Source organism: Streptomyces sp. NPDC002676 (genome assembly GCF_053592455.1).
This window is the reverse complement of record NZ_JBSFVT010000004.1, coordinates 318,786-334,043: the sequence shown is the minus strand read 5'-3', so window position 1 is coordinate 334,043 and position 15,258 is coordinate 318,786. Positions and strand designations below refer to the sequence as shown.

Here is a 15,258-nt window from a genome sequence, read left to right as displayed (position 1 = left end):
CATGAAGCCTACGGCGCCTGCAACTGCCTGTAGGGGCGCGGGAAAACAGGGAGGTCAGCGGTCCCTGCCGCACGCGTAGGCAAGTGGCGAGATCAACTCCTCCGCGTCCGGCAGCCACCGGTTGGCCGGCGTCGGCCGGCAGGCCCACTGCACGGCACCGCGCGAGGCGAAGCGGGTCGGCGGGGCGGCTACGTAACTGCCCTCCCCCAGCGGCGCGAGATCCAGCGACGCCAACGACCAGCCCAGCGTCCGTACCGCCTCGGGGACCTTCGTCGAGGCGCCCGGCAGCACGAAGAAGTACATCCGCCGGTCCGGGGTGAGCGTCACCGGCCCGAGGGTCAGCTCCATCCGCTCCATCCGGGCCAGCGCCAGAAACCCGGCGCTCTCCGGGACGGACAGCGCGTCGAACGTCCGTCCCGTCGGCAGCAGAATCGACGCGGTCGGCTGCTTCTGCCACATCCGGCGCGCGACGGTCGCACTGCCGGTCGCCTGGGCCGCCCAGTCGGGGCGCGCGGGATGCGCCCCCGGTGTCAGGCAGGCCGCGTCGCCGCACGAGCAGCGCTGCACCCCGTCGACGGCCTCCAGCCAGGCCCCCGGGAACACGTCCCAGTGCCGGTCCTCGACGTAGCGTACGGCGGTCTCCAGCAGCGACTCTCCGCGTTGCTGGGGAATCTGACCGGCAATCTGAGTGTTTTCGGCGCCCGCGATGGTGTCTTCCACGCTCCTCTCAACTCCCGCACCCACCCCGGGTTACGGCCCGGGTCCCGCGTCTCGCGCGCGCGGGAAGGAGCATCGATTCGGCAGCCGGGGCGCACGGGTGCACGGGCGGGGGCGCGCAGGAGGGGTCGGGGCGTCGGCTGGGTAGCCAGGAAGGGGGATGGCATCAGCCTTTACCCCGGCAAACCGCATATGTCACGCATTGACGGTATGCCAGCTGGGCAGTGATCGTCCGACCGGATCTTCCCGACCGGATCAACCGGCCGGATCTTTACGCTCCAGGGGTTCGCAGGGGGTAACACATGGCCGCAAGGCCTCTCGTTGCGAGGCAGCCGAACGAACGGCTGCAGGCTCTCATCCAGGAAGCGGGGTGCTCGAACGCCGGGCTGGCCCGGCGGGTCAACATGTGCGGCGCCGAGCACGGTCTCGACCTGCGCTACGACAAGACGTCCGTGGCCCGCTGGCTGCGCGGGCAGCAACCGCGCGGCCGGGCCCCGGCGATCATCGCGGAGGCGCTGGGGCGCAAACTCGGCCGTACGGTCACGATCGACGAGATCGGCATGGCCAACGGCAAGAACCTCGCCTCGGGCGTCGGTCTCCAGTTCTCGCCGACGGTACTGGGGGCCATCGAGCAGGTCTGCGAGCTGTGGCGCAGCGACGTGGGCCGGCGGGACTTCCTGTCCGGCTCCTCCGTCGCCGCCTCCGCGCTGGTCGAGCCCAGCCGCGACTGGCTGATCTCGGCGCCGGACGCCGCGGTCGCCCGGCAGGCGGGGCCGCGCGTGGGCCAGGCCGACGTGGCGGCCGTACGGTCCATGACCCAGGCGCTCGTCGACCTCGACCACCGGTTCGGCAGCGGGCATGTGCGGCCGGTGGTCGTGCACTACCTCAACAGCGTCGTCTCCGGGCTGCTCGCGGGCTCGTACCGGGAGGCCGTCGGCCGTGAACTCTTCGCCGCCGTCGCCCGGTTGACCGAACTCGCCGGGTACATGGCGGTGGACACCGGGCAACCGGGCCTCGCCCAGCGGTACTACATCCAGTCGCTGCGCCTCGCGCAGGCCGCCGGTGACCGCGGTTACGGCGGCTACGTCCTCGCCGCCTCCATGAGCCACCTCGCCGCGCAGCTCGGAAACCCGCGGGAGATCTCGCAGCTGGCGCGGGCGGCCCAGGAGGGTGCGCGGGGGCGGGTGACTCCGCGCGCGGAGGCGATGTTCCACGCGGCCGAGGCGCGCGGGCACGCCCTGCTCGGCGACGTACGGGGCGCGCAGGCGGCCTCCGGGCGCGCGCTCACGGCGATGGAGGCGGCGGACGCGGCCTCCGGCGACGACCCGGTGTGGATCGCGCACTTCGACGAGGCCTATCTGGCCGACGAGTTGGCGCACTGCCACCGCGACCTCGGGCAGCCCGAGGCGGCGGCCCGGTACGCCGAGCAGTCGCTGGCCGGGCACCCCGAGGGCCGGGCGCGGCGCCGCGCCATCGGCTATGTGCTGCTCGCCACGGCCCAGGTGCAGCAGCGGGAGATCGAACAGGCCTGCCACACGGGCCTGAAGGCGGTGGAGCTGCTGGAATCGCTCCGCTCCAACCGGGGCGCCGAGTACCTGGACGATCTCCAGCAGCGGCTGGAGCCGTTCCGGGACGAGGCGGTGGTGCGGGAGTTCGGCGCCCGCCTCGACCTCCAGGTCGCCTGATCACCGGCCTTGAGGCCGCCCGACCACCGGCCTCAAGATCACCGGAACGCGGACTCCAAGATCACGTGAACACCCGGAAAACGGCAGCCGGATGGGAGGCGGTTGCCGCACGGCAGCCATAAACAGCGTGCGGCGGGGTGGTTTTGTTACCGCTGTCACAGGGAACAAGATCGCGCCCCCGGCTGCGTGGCACCCGGCTCGGGGGACCCGGTAGCGTGAGCCGACGATTCCGAAGTCCCCCATACGTAGGAGTCCCGGTGACGCAGAGTGGACAGGGCGAGGAGCCCTCGGCGCAGCCCGCGCACGAAGGCATCGTGCTGCCCTCGGACGGAGGCGAGCCCGTGCTGCCGGGCATGACCGGCGCACCCGCCTCCTCCACGGCGCCGCCCGGCGGACAGGCCTGGGGCGGCTCCTGGGGCCCCGGCGAGCAGGCACCCGAGCCCGGCCAGGGCTGGTCCCCGGCCGAGGGCCGCCACTGGGGCACCGACCAGCAGCCCCCGTCCGCCACCGGTCCCGGCCCGCTGCCCCCGGAGGGCGCACCGGCTCCGGCGTACGGCGGCCAGGCGTACGGCTCCGGCAGCCAGGCCCCGGCGTACGGCTCCGACGGCTCGGGACAGACGTACGGCTCCGGCGGCCCTGGTCAGGGCTACGGCGCGGGCGGCCAGGACCCGGCCTACGGTGCGAACGGTCACGGCCCGGCCTACGGCTCGCACGGTCACGACCCGGCGTACGGCGCCGGTCAGCAGCCCGCGTACGGCGCCCCCGACCCGGCCCCGTACCAGCATCAGCAGCACCAGCAGCCGTACGGCGCCCAGCGCCAGCAGCAGTACGACGCGCCCCCCGCCGCCGCGCCCCTGCCGCCCGCCCACCCGGACGGCTACCCGGCGCAGAGCGCCCCGCTGCCCCCGGCGGCCGACGGCGCCACCCAGTACATCCCGCCGGTCCCGGCTGCGGCCCCCGCCCACGAGGGCGCGGCCCCGTATCTGCCGCCCGCGCAGGCCGCCGCGGCCGACGGCGCCACGCAGTACATCCCGCCGGTCCCCGCGGCGCCCGCCGACGAGGGGGCCACGCAGTTCATCCCGCCGGTGACGGCGGGCGCGCTGCCGACCGAGGCCGGCGCGGACCAGACGCAGTTCCTGGGGCTCACCCCGCAGCAGCCGCAGCAGCAGGCGCCCGCCTCCGCCACGGACGCCACCCAGCTCATACCGCCGTACGGCGGGGACCCGCAGCCGCCCGCCGGCTTCGAGAACCTCTTCCGCAGCGGGCCCGCCGGCGGCGGCAGCCCGGCCGGCTCCACGCAGCAGCTTCCGCGCGTCGAGGCCGACGCCTACCCGGGCCCGGCCCAGCCGCCGTACATCTCGCCCCGGGAGTCCTACAACTCGCGCTACGACGACGATGACCACGACCGGCGCGGGGGAGGACGCAGCGGTTCACGCGTGCCGATGATCGCCGCCATAGGCGTCGGCATCGCGGTCGTCGGGATCGGCGCCGGCGCGCTGCTCAGCGGCGGTGGCGGTGGCGGCGACAAGGTCGATGGCGACAAGAACGTCGCCGCGTCGACCCCGGCCCAGAACTCCGCCTCGCCCGCCGCCGACCCCGCCCGGCAGCAGGCGGTCGCCCTGGACCAGCTGCTGAGCGACAGCGGCAGCAGCCGCGCCTCGGTGATCAAGTCGGTGGGCGACGTGAAGCAGTGCGACAACCTCGACGACTCCGCCTCCAACCTGCGCGACGCGGCCAAGCAGCGAGGCGGGCTGGTCACCAGCCTGGGCAAGCTGTCCGTCGACAAGCTGCCCGCCGGCGCGGAGCTGACGGCCGCCCTCACCAAGGCCTGGCAGGCCTCCGCGTCGGCCGACAGCCACTACGCGGCATGGGCCGACCAGGCGGGCAGACACCACGGCTGCCGCCACGGCCACCCCCGCTACACCAGCGAGCGCAAGGCCGGCGACCGGGAGAGCGGTGTCGCCAGCGGGCAGAAGCTGAAGGCGGCGGCGCTGTGGAACGTGATCGCCAAGAAGTACGGCCTGACCGTGCGCCAGCCGACCCAGCTGTGATGCCTGACGTGTGTTACGTGTGAACGGGGCCGCGGGCGCGGGAGGCGCGGGCGTCAGCCGATGTCGGCGTTCTCCAGCGTCCCCGTCACGTCGACGCGTCCGGAGCTCCCGCCGATGCCGGTGTTGACCGCGACCAGCCGGCCGTCCTGGACCACCTGGAGGGTCACATCGGCGTTGACCAGCCGCGGGAGGCCGACCGCGGCGAGCTTGCCCTCCTGGGGCCAGCTCAGCGTGGGGGTGAGGCCGCCGGTGGAGACCCTGAGGCCGTCGTCGAGCGTGTGCCGGACGCTCTCGGCGCTCACCTCGCCGTCGCCGATCTTCTCCAGAGCGGCCTTCAGCACGGTGTAGGCGATCCAGGTGGTCTGCACTCCGGCGTCGGCGGGGTCGATGTCGTTGTCGCCGAAGGCCTCCTCGTTGACGACCTTCTTCATCGTGTCCCAGCGGGAGTTCGAGGCCGGCGGGTACCAGCTGGTGATGTACGAGCCCTCGTAGGGTCCGGCCGCCCCGCCCGTCGCGTTGATCACCGTCTGGTCGACGCTGCCGATCGAGGTCGCCGTGCGCACCTTCGGGAAGTTCTGGCGGTCGCGCCGGAAGGAGTCCATGAAGGTGTCGGTACGGTCCCCGAGCGCGGGCACCACGCACCCCCTGCGCGCCGGGTTCCCGGACGCGTAGGTGAGCGCCTTCTGCGCCTGCTCGCCGTACTCGGTGGCGTCCTCGGCGGCCAGCTCGTCGTCCGCCGCCGGGTGTCTGCCGGCCTTCAGCCCCGAGTCGAGCACCATGGGCAGCTCGTCGCCCGCGATGCTGTCGGGGCGGACCAGGGCGACCGGGCCGCAGGTGGTGGCGAGGGCCCTGCCGAGACCGGCCAGCAGGACGGGCTGGCCGCCGTTGACCGGATACGACATGTTGCCGGTGAACTCGTCCTTGGTGACGCCGTAGCCGCCGATGTAGGGAATGCCGGCGCTCTCCAGCGGGGCGAGGAAGGAGTCGCCGAACTGGCTGTAGGAGCCGACGACGGCGACCACGTTCTGGTCGGCCGCCCACCGGGCGCACTTCGAGGCGCCCACGTTGTCGTTGTGGTCGTTGCAGGTCAGGACCTGGAGCTTGCGGCCGTGGATGCCGCCGTGCGAGTTGATCCACTTCGCGTAGGCGCGGGCCATCTTGGGCATGCCCGGCTTGTTGGTCGCGTCGGTGTCCTGGGGTGCCCAGGTCATCACCTTGATCGGGTCATCCCCGGAGCCCCCCGTGGCACCGGGGATGACCCCGCATCCGGCGGCGAGTGACGCAGACAGGGCCACTGCGCTCACGGACAGAGCGGTTCTGCGGCTGGTCCGAGGGAGGGCGGGGAAGAAGGTGCTGCGGATGCGTCGCCTGCCGGTCATGAACATGCACGATTCCCTCACACCACTAACCCGGGAGTGACCCTTGGGCAACAGAAGGTGACATCCGGGTGAATTGCAGGGGCCGGTGAGGCTGGTGGGACAGGGAACGTACGATCGATGACCGTGCAAGGTTCGGAGAACTCTTCCCGTCGCGGCCGTCGCTCCTCCACCATGGGCGGCATGCCACTGAACGACATGCCGTGGTGGCGCTGGCGCAGCAACGTGCGCTCCGCGCTGCACATGCTCTCCGACCCCGCGTTCCAGCGGGACGTCTGGCTGGCCGGCGCCGACGGCTTCGGTGACGTCACGGACGCGGTGTACCGGCTGGTGGAGGACACCTGGCTGGACAGCTGGTCGGCGGAGAAATACGTCGGCACGATCTTCCGGGACTCCCAGGAGGCCGCGCTCGTCGACACCGCCGTGCTGCGGGTGCTGCGGATCATGCACCAGGTCGGCCCGGACGCGCCGGTCGCCGCCTACCTCGACCACCAGGGGTGGCCGGAGGCGGTGCGGGCCGCGCGGGACGCCCATGTGCGCATGGCGATGAGCGACGGGGACGATCCGGACGCGCGGCCACAGAGCCTCGAGGTGCTGCGAATACTCACGCGGTCCGCGTAGGCCGGCGTGGACCCGCGCATGCCGGCGTAAGTCCGCGTGGCGGACGGGAACGGCTCGGGCGGGCCCGGCGTGAGACCCTGTGGTGCATGAACGAGCAGCCCGCCCCGGCCGACCAGTACGTCCTCACGATCTCCTGCCCGGACAAGAAGGGCATCGTGCACGCGGTGTCCAGCTACCTGTTCATGACGGGCTGCAACATCGAGGACAGCCAGCAGTTCGGCGATCACGACACGGGTCTGTTCTTCATGCGGGTCCACTTCTCGGCGGAGGCGCCGCTGACGGTGGACAAGCTGCGGGCGAGCTTCGCGGCGATCGGTGACTCCTTCCACATGGACTGGCAGATCAACCGGGCCGACGAGAAGATGCGCATCGTCCTGATGGTCAGCAAGTTCGGCCACTGCCTGAACGACCTGCTGTTCCGCGCCCGGATCGGCGCCCTCCCGGTGGAGATCGCGGCCGTGGTGTCGAACCACACCGACTTCGCCGAGCTGGTGGGCTCCTACAACATCCCCTTCCACCACATCCCGGTGACGAAGGACACCAAGTCCGAGGCCGAGGCGCGGCTCCTGGACCTGGTGCGCGAGGAGGGCGTCGAACTGGTCGTCCTCGCCCGCTACATGCAGGTCCTCTCGGACGACCTGTGCAAGGAGCTGAGCGGCCGGATCATCAACATCCACCACTCCTTCCTGCCGAGCTTCAAGGGTGCCAAGCCGTACCACCAGGCGCACGCGAGGGGCGTCAAGCTGATCGGCGCGACGGCGCACTATGTGACGGCCGACCTGGACGAGGGCCCGATCATCGAGCAGGAGGTCGAGCGCGTGGGCCACGACGCCACCCCGGACCAACTGGTCGCCGTGGGCCGCGACGTGGAGTGCCAGGCGCTGGCGCGTGCGGTGAAGTGGCATGCGGAACGCAGGATCCTGCTCAACGGCCGCCGGACGGTCGTGTTCGCCTGAGCCCCCGGGCCGGCTTCGTCCGGCGCCTACATCCTGCTGAGGGACGCCGCCGCGGCCAGCACCTCCCTGATCGCCTCCCGGTCCCCGTCCTGCCCCGCCGCGGCCTCCTCCGGCGAGACGTGCCCGGCGGCCAGCCGGCAGAACTCCGCGCCGTCCAGGGCGACATGGGCCACCTCGAACTCGGCGGAGCCCACCGCGGCGGGTGAGTCCAGCGGGATCAGCCACTGGCCGCCCGCCGCGCCCTCGATCTCCAGACGCAGGCTGCGCCCCGGCGCGCCCGCCGGGACCAGGTGCGGGCTCCGGCCGGGCGCGGACAGCCCCGCCCGGCGCCGCTCGGCGAGCGCCGCCGGGAGCATGCCGGCCGCCAGGTCGATCATCTTGCCCAGATGGCGCGGCGCGGGCGGCTCGTACGGGTAGTCCACCGCCTCCGCGATGTCCTCCGCGTGCGCCCAGCACTCGAAGGCGCGGTCCAGCATCGCGTCGTGCAGCGGCAGCGTGAAGTCGCCGTACGACACCGTGAGCCCGCCCGTGCTGCCGCCGGTGAAGGACACCGTCCGCACGAGGGCGTGGCTCTGCTCCCGCCAGGTCTCCCGCACCGACCGGGTCGGCGGGAAGCGGCCTGCCCGCCAGTACGCCTCGGTGCGCGCGGCGGGCCCCAGCGGTCCCCGCTCCGCGGCCTCGGCGGCTTCGGCGACCTCCGGGACCTCGGCCAGCGGGTCCGTCAGGCCGAGCGCCGCCGCGACCAGCCCGTCCACCGCCAGCAGGTGCGCGATCACCCCGGCCACGGTCGTACGACGGCTCATCGCCGCGCCCGCCTCGAACCACCGCAGCCGCACCGGCGCGTGCCACTCGGCCTCCCCGAAGTCCTGCAGCAGCGCGTCCAGCCGCGCGGTCTCGGAGTCGTACGCCGCCGCCCACGCGGGCACCGGGATGCGCGGCGGCCGACGGTCCAGGCAGCTCTCCAGGACGCGGTTGCGCAGCGCCGGATCCAGGTCGAGGCTCTCCGGCTGGTGCAGCAGGCCGACCGCCGCGCGCAGCCGCAGCGCCTCCTCCGCGCAGGCTCCGCAGGTGCCGAGGTGCTCCTCGACGGCCGCGGTCTCGGCGGCGGAGCAGGCGGCCAGCGCCCAGGCGCCGAGGAGCGACTTCAGGACGTCGTGCGACAGGTCGAGCGGCACGGGCGCGAGTTCCCCCAGGTCGGCGAGGTCGCTGTCGTCGTGCGCCTCGAAGCGTCCCACCCCGCTCACACCGCACCCCCGAACCCCGGAGGTGCCCCCGCGTCGTGGGCGGTGGACAGCAGTTGCAGGCCGAGGCGGAGCCGGCGGCGGGCCTCGTCCTCGGTGACGCCGAGGTCGACGGCGGTCTGGCGGTAGTCGCGGCGCTGGAAGTAGGCCAGCTCCAGGGCGGCGCGCAGCGGGGCGGGCATGGAGTGGACGATGTAGTCGGCGCGGGCGGCGACCGAGGCGCGGCGCACCTTGCCCTCCAGCTCCCGCGAGGCGCTCTCCCGTTCGCCGTCGGCCCCGCTCCCGCTCCGGAGCAGCGCGGCGGTCTCGCTGTCGCGCAGCCGCTGCACGGCCAGCCGGTGGGTCACGTCGGCGATCCAGGAGCGCAGCGGGCCCTGCTTGGCGTTGTAGGTCTCGGGGTGTTCCCAGAGGTGCGCGAAGACCTCGCGGGTGACGCTGTCGGCGCCCTGCTCGTCGCCGAGGACACGGTGGGCGAGGCTGTGCACGAGAGAGGCGTACCGGTCGTACAGCTCGCCGAGGGCGGCTGCCTCACCGCGGGTGAGCCGCTGCTGCATCTTGCGGTCCCAGCGGGGCGGTACGTCCTTGTCGGCCATGCGGTCCTCCCCTCGCCCGTGTCCGGCCCGTTCAGCCTCTCTGCACCTTCATCTCGAATGTAGTCGGCACGTCTGACAGCGCACGCCCCTTTGTGTCAATGTGCGCCCCCTGTAGCGCCGCAGGTGATAGTGCCCTCTTCACACATCCTTCACGCGGCAGGGGTCAAATCCTGATCGAATACTGATCGAAGCGGATCGATAGTGACTTGAACAAGTCCCTTGCCGATCGCCCCCGGTTTGTCGCCCTACGTTTCAGGGAACGGCCGCTGGGCAGCCGCGCGGAAAGAATCGTAGGAACTGCTTCCGTTTCCGGGCGGTTCCGGATATCCGGCGAGCGGAGGGGCATGGCTGTGGCTTTCAAGGTGACCGGCGGGGAACACGGCGACTGGGCCGTGCTCAGGGTGTCGGGAGAGCTGGACCTGATGACGTCGCCGGTCCTGCGCCAACGGGTGCACGACGTGGTGGCCGAGGGTCACCACAGCCTCGTCCTGGACCTATCGGAGGTCTTCTTCTGCGACTCCAGCGGGGTCGGCGTCCTCGTCGCAGCCCGCAGACTGATCCGCTCCTGCCAGGGGCGGCTGCGGCTGATCCTGCCGGACCGGGGCGCGGTGGACGGCTCGCACGTCAACCGGGTCCTCGGTGCGCTCGGCGTGCGACGCCTGTTCGATGTCCGTGCCGACGTCGAGTCCGCGACGGCGGACGAGGCGACGGACGAGGCGGGCCCACTCTCGGCCTGACCGCCGGACACCCCCTGTCTCTGCGACACGGCCATACAGTTGTCGCAGAATTCCCCCGGTCTTGGCACAAGCGCGGTTTTCCCGCCATCTGCCCGCCCTCTGCGTCGTACGCTCCGTGCCAGGTCAACCCACGCACACGTAAGGCGGCCCGAACAGACATGGTCAGCACCGAGTACGAGCGCAGGATCGCAGCCCGGTTCGCCACCTTCGACCAGGACGGCAACGGCTGGATCGACCGCGAGGACTTCAACGCGGCGGCCAAGGCGCTGCTCGCCGAGTTCGCCGTGACAGCCCGGTCCGACAAGGGCCAGGCGCTGTACGCCGGTGCGGAGGCGTTCTGGCAGGGCATGGCGGGGATCGCGGACCGGGACGGTGATCAGCGCATCACCCGCGAGGAGTTCGTCACCGGCGCGGTCAAGCGCCTGCGCGACAACCCCGAGCGCTTCGCCGAGATCGCCCGCCCCTTCCTCCACGCGGCCCTGGCGGTGGCGGACTCCGACGGGGACGGTCGGGCCACGGTGGCGGACACCGTACGCGTGCTGCGGGTGTTCCACGTGCCGGAGGAGATCGCCCCGACGGCAGCCGCCGCACTGGACACCGACGGAGATGGTCTGGTGGGCGAGCCGGATATCGTCCCGGCCCTCGCGCGGTACTTCACGGTCCCGGAATAGGGCCGTCTCATAAGGGAGTTTGCAGAGGTCGTCCCTCATGTGCAGGCGTCGGAGGTCCTGCAAGACGACCGCGCGGTGGTGTCAGTGGTCGCTGATAGCGTCCGGCCGTTCTGGCAGAGCTGCGTGGGGAGGGGCCGTATGGGAGCGTCGGAGTGGAACTACTCCGTGCCGTATCAGGAAGACCTCGTAGGGGCGTTCGAGGGGCTGCGGCGGAAGGTCTTCGAGGAGCGGGACTACTACTGGGGACCCGGTGCCGACTGGAGGCCGTTGGAAGATCGCCTGCCGTGGCCGGAGACCATGGACGAGCTGTGGGAGCACGAGCTCGTCCAGCACGACGGGACGCATTCGATCCTCGACATCTTCCGGATCATCGGGCGGGATGAGAAGCCGGACTACTGCACGATGAAGCAGGTGACCGAGGAAGAGGCGCTGCGTGTCCTGGGCACGCGGAAGCTCACCCGGGCTCACGTTCCGCGGTTCGAGGAGTTCGACCACTGGCGCTGGTACGGCCGGTGCGCCGTGCTCCATGACGAGCAGGGCGAGCCTCGGGAGATCTACTTCTGGGGTTACTCCGGCGACTGACCCGGGGCAAGGCCTCCGGGGCAAGGCCTCCACCACCTCCAGCCGTTCCGGGAGTTTGTGCACGGGCAGCCGTTCGCGCGGTACTTCACGGTCCCGGAGTAGCGCTCCCGGTCAGCCCACGTACGGTTCGAAGTCCCAGTGCGGCCGGGTGCGGGTGCGGGCCCAGGTGGTGAGCACGTGATCGTCGGTCAGGGTACGGCTCAAGCTGAGCAGAGCCTCTCTCTCAAGCTTCTCGGCCTCATTGTCCTGCCCTGCGGCAACGAGGTCGGCGACGAGTGCCACCTGGCACGACAGTGTGAGCGGATGCTGGTCTCCGAGGGAGCGCGCGGCTTTGGGGTACGTCACCCGGCTCAGCTCCAGGGCCTCCTCGTCGCGGCCGGTGCGGCTGCGTGCACAGGCGGTGTTCAGAGCGCAGCCCAGGGCCCAGGGGTGATCGGCACCCAGGGTGGTGGTGAGACCGGCGAGCGCGGCCTCGAGCAGTGCCATGGCTTCGCCGTGTTCACCCATGGCCTGCATGACCAGACCGGAACTGGAGAGCATGCCGACCACCACGGGATGGGCCGAACCGAGCAGGGCGCGGTAGCCGGACTCGGCCTCCACGATCAGCTCGCGCGCCCGGCTCGGCTCGCCGTGCTCACGCAGGAAGTCGGCGTAGGCGGTGACACAGGCCAGGGTGCGGTGGTGCGCCCGGCCGTGCACCTGCTCCAGCTGTGCCAGGAGGTCTGCCAGCTCGTCCTCCACGTCCTGGGTGGGGGCGTCACCGCGGCGGCACAGGGCCAGCTGCAGTCGGGCGTCCAGGGTCTGCGGATGCCGTGCGCCGAACTCCTTTTCATGGCGGCGGACCAACTTTTCCTGGCGGCCGGCCGCCGCACGGTAGCTGCCCAACAGTCGCAGGCTCTGGTTGACGGCGGTGCCGGAATCGAGGGTGCTGATGTGCCGTTGGCCGAGGAGGCGTTCCCGCAAGGACAGAGTCGTCATGTCCCGGTCGTACGCCTCCTCGTACTTACCGAGGAGTCGTAGGCAGACGCCGAGTTCGTGCCGGGCGTCCAGCGTGGTCGGCTCGTCAGGGCCGAGTAACTCGGTGCGGCCCCCGAGGACCTCCCAATGGAGTTCGTACGCCTCCTGGTACCGCCCGAGGTGACGCAGACCGCGGGCCACGGCGCTCTTGGCGGCGTACTCGTCGAGGAACCTGCTCGGCGGGCGGGCCTCCCATTTCTTTCGTTTTTCCAGCCTTTCCAGAAGACCGCGGTCCTGTTCGTACGCGTCACGGAACCGGCCGTTGGCCATGAGCAGGGCGCTCTCCTGAGCGGCCAGGTCGAGCATGGGCGAGGCCACGGGGCCGGTGTTCGCCGACCAGGCGTCGCGAACGCGTCGGGCCAGGTCCAGCCCGGCCCGGATCTCCCCGCTGTGGTGGCAGTACCGCAGGCTGTTGAGGATCGCCTCCCGGACCTGCGGTCGCGTGCTCTCCAGCGCTCCAGAGGGCTCCAGATGGGGGAGCAGCTCCGCGTAGCGGGGCCAATGCCGGCTGTCCTCCGGATGGCCGGGGTCGGCCGCCGTGAGCAGTGCGCGTGCCGCCCGCCGATGCTGCTCCCGGCTGTCGTCGCTGGCCAGTTTGAACACGATGTCCTGGACGAGCCGGTGCATGTGCACGGATTCCGGAAACGGGCCCGCCTCGGCGGGTGCACCGGTGTCCCGGGCCAGGACCGAGTAATTGACCAGGGTGTCCAGGGCACGGCTCCAGGCAGGCTGGTCGGTGGCCATCCAGCGCAGTTCCTCGGGCAGTTCGGCCTGCGGGCAGGTGTGGACGAGTCCCAGGGGGATGCGCCCGGGCGCGAACGCGGTACACAGCTTGAGCACGTCCATGGCCTGGGGCTGGGAGCGGCGCAGCCGGTTGAGCAGTATCGACCAGGAGGTCATGGAGGACTGCGGGAAGCCCTCGCCGGTGGCGGGCTCGTCCACGGTGGAGAATTTACGTTCGCGGATCATACGCAGGTATTCGGGCACCTCCATGCGGGACTCGCCGAGCCAGGAGGCGGCCTGCACCAGCGGCAGAGGTACGTCGCCGAACTCGGCGGCGACCTCGTCGGCCTCGGCCGCGGTGATGTGCGGGGCCCGGCGCATGAGATAGGCGGTGGACTCCGCGCGCAGGAAGCCGGGCACCTCCAGGACGTCGGTGTACTCGGTCCAGGCCCGGTTGCGGGAGGTGATCAGGACATGGCCCGACCCTTCCGGGAGCAGCGCGTTGATGCCCTCGCTGTCGTCCCACCCGTCGAAGACGACCAGCCAGTTGGCGTAGGGCTCGCCGCGCCGCAGGGCATCCCGGACGGCACGGATGCGCTCGCCCGGCTCGCCGTCAATGGGCAGGCCCAGCTCCGCGGCGAGTTCGCCGAAGCGGTCGCGCCGGACTTCGTGGTCGTCGGAGTTGACCCACCACACCAGGTCGTAGTCGGTGCTGAAGCGGTGCGCGTACTCGGCGGCGAGCTGGGTCTTGCCGATGCCGGACATGCCGAGCAGGGTGCAGGCGGCGGCGCCGCGCTCGGCGCCGGACAGACGCTCGTGGATCACACCGAGCACGTCGTCGCGGCCGGTGAAACGGGGGTTGCGGCGCGGCACCTCGCCCCAGATCTCGCAGCGCAGCTCCGGATAGCGGACCAGAGCACGCGTGGCATCACGCTGTCCCAGACCGAGCCGGCCGAGCAGCCGTTCCTCGGCAGCCTCCTCACTCAGCGCCCACAGGCTCGCCGGTTGCAGCACCGATGCAGCCGGAAGCAGCGGCCGGTTGGTGAGGTTGACGGCGGCGAACCGGTCGACGTTGGCGGCGACGAAGCCACGCAGCACGTCGTTCCACTCGCCCGCGGGGCGCGGGCCGAGCTCGAAGAACCAGTCATTGAGGACGAGCAGCACGCGAAGGCTGTCCAGCAGCAGGTTACCGAGCGAGTCCTCCAGCGGTGTCTCGCGCGGCGGATCCCACAACCGGAGGGTGACCTGGTGCCCATGGCGTTGCAGGACCTGCGCGATCCATACCGCCCATGAGCGGTGGTAGCCCGGGAAGACGATCGCGAGGCCTGACACGACGGACGTCTGACCAGGGCTGACGACCGGCCATTGGCGGCCCCCCTCGGGCCCGGCCTGCTTCCCGTTTCCCTCCGCCTCGGCCCGCTGCCCCTCACGTTGCTCCTCGGCGGCCATCGCCGCATCAGCCGCTTGGAGCTGGTGTTCCAGGTCGTCAACGCGTTGCTCGGCCAGCGCAACACGTTGTTCGGCCCCTTCGAGGGCTCTTTCCAGTTCGGACACCCGCTGTCGCAATGCATCCCGCTCACTGCGCACGCGCTGTTGCTCCTCGCGCAACAGGTCCAGCTCGACTGCGGTGACCTGACTGGCCGATACCTGCTGTACGAGCGCCTGCCGCTCCGCCTCCAGGTCCGCGACCCGCGCCCGGGACTCGTGCAGGGCCGTCGCCACGACGTCGGCCTGCGTCCTGGCCACCTCCTTCTCCCGCAGGGCCACGACCAACTGGTCTTCCAGGTCCTGCACCTTCCATGCGCGGCTGCTGGTCGCCTTCAGCGCCACGCTCTGCATGCGGGTCAGACCTGTCTGCGCCTCCCGGGCCAGTGGACGCCCCAGTTTCCTGCCGACGTCGTCCATCAGCCTGGCAAGGAAGTACCGCGGTGCGACCGTCTCGCCACTGAGATACCGGCTCACGCTGCTCGCGCTGTAGTCCCGCGTGACGGCGTACCCGCGCACCGAGATGTCGAGTACCAGGAAGAGCCGGCGCAGAGCGACAGCCAGCTCATGGCGCTCCGGCCCGACGTCATCGGCGATGGGCTTCAGCCCTCGGTGCACGCCCGCGGCCCCCGCCGCATCTCCCAGGGGGAGCAGCTCACCCGACAACGGCTCGTCCGCCGCACCGGACCGGTCTGCGTCGCATGCCTCGACGGCGTCGCTGTTGTCGGGTCGCTCGTCCACGTGCCGCTTCCCCTCCGGGATGTCCGGGATGTGCTCCGGTCGTGTCCCACAGCATCCGCAAC

12 protein-coding genes are annotated in these 15,258 nt (G+C 71.5%); 7 read left to right on the top strand and 5 right to left on the bottom strand.

Annotated elements, in window-relative coordinates; all coding sequences use genetic code 11:
• Positions 1-54: 54 nt before the first annotated feature.
• Complete coding sequence (locus ACWD3E_RS14815; protein WP_451387927.1) at positions 55-720, bottom strand: bifunctional DNA primase/polymerase; 666 nt, start codon at positions 718-720, stop codon at positions 55-57.
• A gap of 299 nt (positions 721-1,019) precedes the next feature.
• Here ACWD3E_RS14815 and ACWD3E_RS14810 point away from each other — a divergent pair, with 299 nt between their 5' ends.
• Positions 1,020-2,402 carry a transcriptional regulator gene (locus tag ACWD3E_RS14810; protein ID WP_451387926.1) on the top strand — a complete coding sequence of 461 codons (1,383 nt, stop codon included), beginning with the start codon at positions 1,020-1,022 and terminating at the stop codon, positions 2,400-2,402.
• 257 nt (positions 2,403-2,659) lie between these two features.
• Entirely contained in the window at positions 2,660-4,453 is a 1,794-nt protein-coding gene (locus ACWD3E_RS14805; protein WP_451387925.1) for a hypothetical protein, read from the top strand.
• Positions 4,454-4,506: 53 nt separating this feature from the next.
• Here ACWD3E_RS14805 and ACWD3E_RS14800 read toward each other — a convergent pair whose 3' ends face one another.
• The gene (locus ACWD3E_RS14800; RefSeq protein ID WP_451387924.1) at positions 4,507-5,832 is read right to left on the bottom strand and encodes an ABC transporter substrate-binding protein; all 1,326 of its coding nucleotides are present in this window, start codon (positions 5,830-5,832) and stop codon (positions 4,507-4,509) included.
• Between the two features lie 117 nt (positions 5,833-5,949).
• Between ACWD3E_RS14800 and ACWD3E_RS14795 the strand changes: the two genes are divergently transcribed.
• Together ACWD3E_RS14795 and purU are read left to right on the top strand one after the other, a co-directional pair.
• Positions 5,950-6,450: an SCO4402 family protein gene (locus tag ACWD3E_RS14795; protein ID WP_451387923.1), complete on the top strand. Its 501-nt coding sequence runs from the start codon at positions 5,950-5,952 to the stop codon at positions 6,448-6,450.
• A gap of 86 nt (positions 6,451-6,536) precedes the next feature.
• A complete protein-coding gene (gene purU, locus ACWD3E_RS14790; RefSeq protein WP_451387922.1) occupies positions 6,537-7,406 on the top strand; it encodes a formyltetrahydrofolate deformylase in 870 nt (289 codons plus the stop codon).
• A 26-nt stretch (positions 7,407-7,432) separates the two neighbouring features.
• Here purU and ACWD3E_RS14785 read toward each other — a convergent pair whose 3' ends face one another.
• On the bottom strand, positions 7,433-8,650 hold the full coding sequence (locus tag ACWD3E_RS14785; RefSeq protein ID WP_451387921.1) for a zf-HC2 domain-containing protein: 1,218 nt from the start codon (positions 8,648-8,650) through the stop codon (positions 7,433-7,435).
• Positions 8,647-9,240, bottom strand: a complete 594-nt coding sequence (locus tag ACWD3E_RS14780) for a sigma-70 family RNA polymerase sigma factor (RefSeq protein WP_451387920.1) — start codon at positions 9,238-9,240, stop codon at positions 8,647-8,649. The genes ACWD3E_RS14785 and ACWD3E_RS14780 overlap by 4 nt, the downstream gene beginning before the upstream one ends.
• 344 nt (positions 9,241-9,584) lie before the next feature.
• On the opposite strand from ACWD3E_RS14780, the gene ACWD3E_RS14775 reads away from it, so the two are divergent.
• The 3 genes from ACWD3E_RS14775 to ACWD3E_RS14765 all read left to right on the top strand — a co-directional run bounded on the left by ACWD3E_RS14775 (position 9,585) and on the right by ACWD3E_RS14765 (position 11,230).
• Positions 9,585-9,977, top strand: a complete 393-nt coding sequence (locus ACWD3E_RS14775; protein ID WP_451387919.1) for an STAS domain-containing protein — start codon at positions 9,585-9,587, stop codon at positions 9,975-9,977.
• Positions 9,978-10,135: 158 nt separating this feature from the next.
• Positions 10,136-10,648: an EF-hand domain-containing protein gene (locus tag ACWD3E_RS14770; RefSeq protein ID WP_451387918.1), complete on the top strand. Its 513-nt coding sequence runs from the start codon at positions 10,136-10,138 to the stop codon at positions 10,646-10,648.
• A gap of 138 nt (positions 10,649-10,786) precedes the next feature.
• A complete protein-coding gene (locus ACWD3E_RS14765; protein ID WP_451387917.1) occupies positions 10,787-11,230 on the top strand; it encodes a hypothetical protein in 444 nt (147 codons plus the stop codon).
• A 111-nt stretch (positions 11,231-11,341) separates the two neighbouring features.
• On the opposite strand, the gene fxsT is transcribed toward ACWD3E_RS14765, so the two are convergent.
• A complete protein-coding gene (gene fxsT, locus ACWD3E_RS14760; RefSeq protein WP_451387916.1) occupies positions 11,342-15,196 on the bottom strand; it encodes an FxSxx-COOH system tetratricopeptide repeat protein in 3,855 nt (1,284 codons plus the stop codon).
• Positions 15,197-15,258 lie beyond the last annotated feature (62 nt).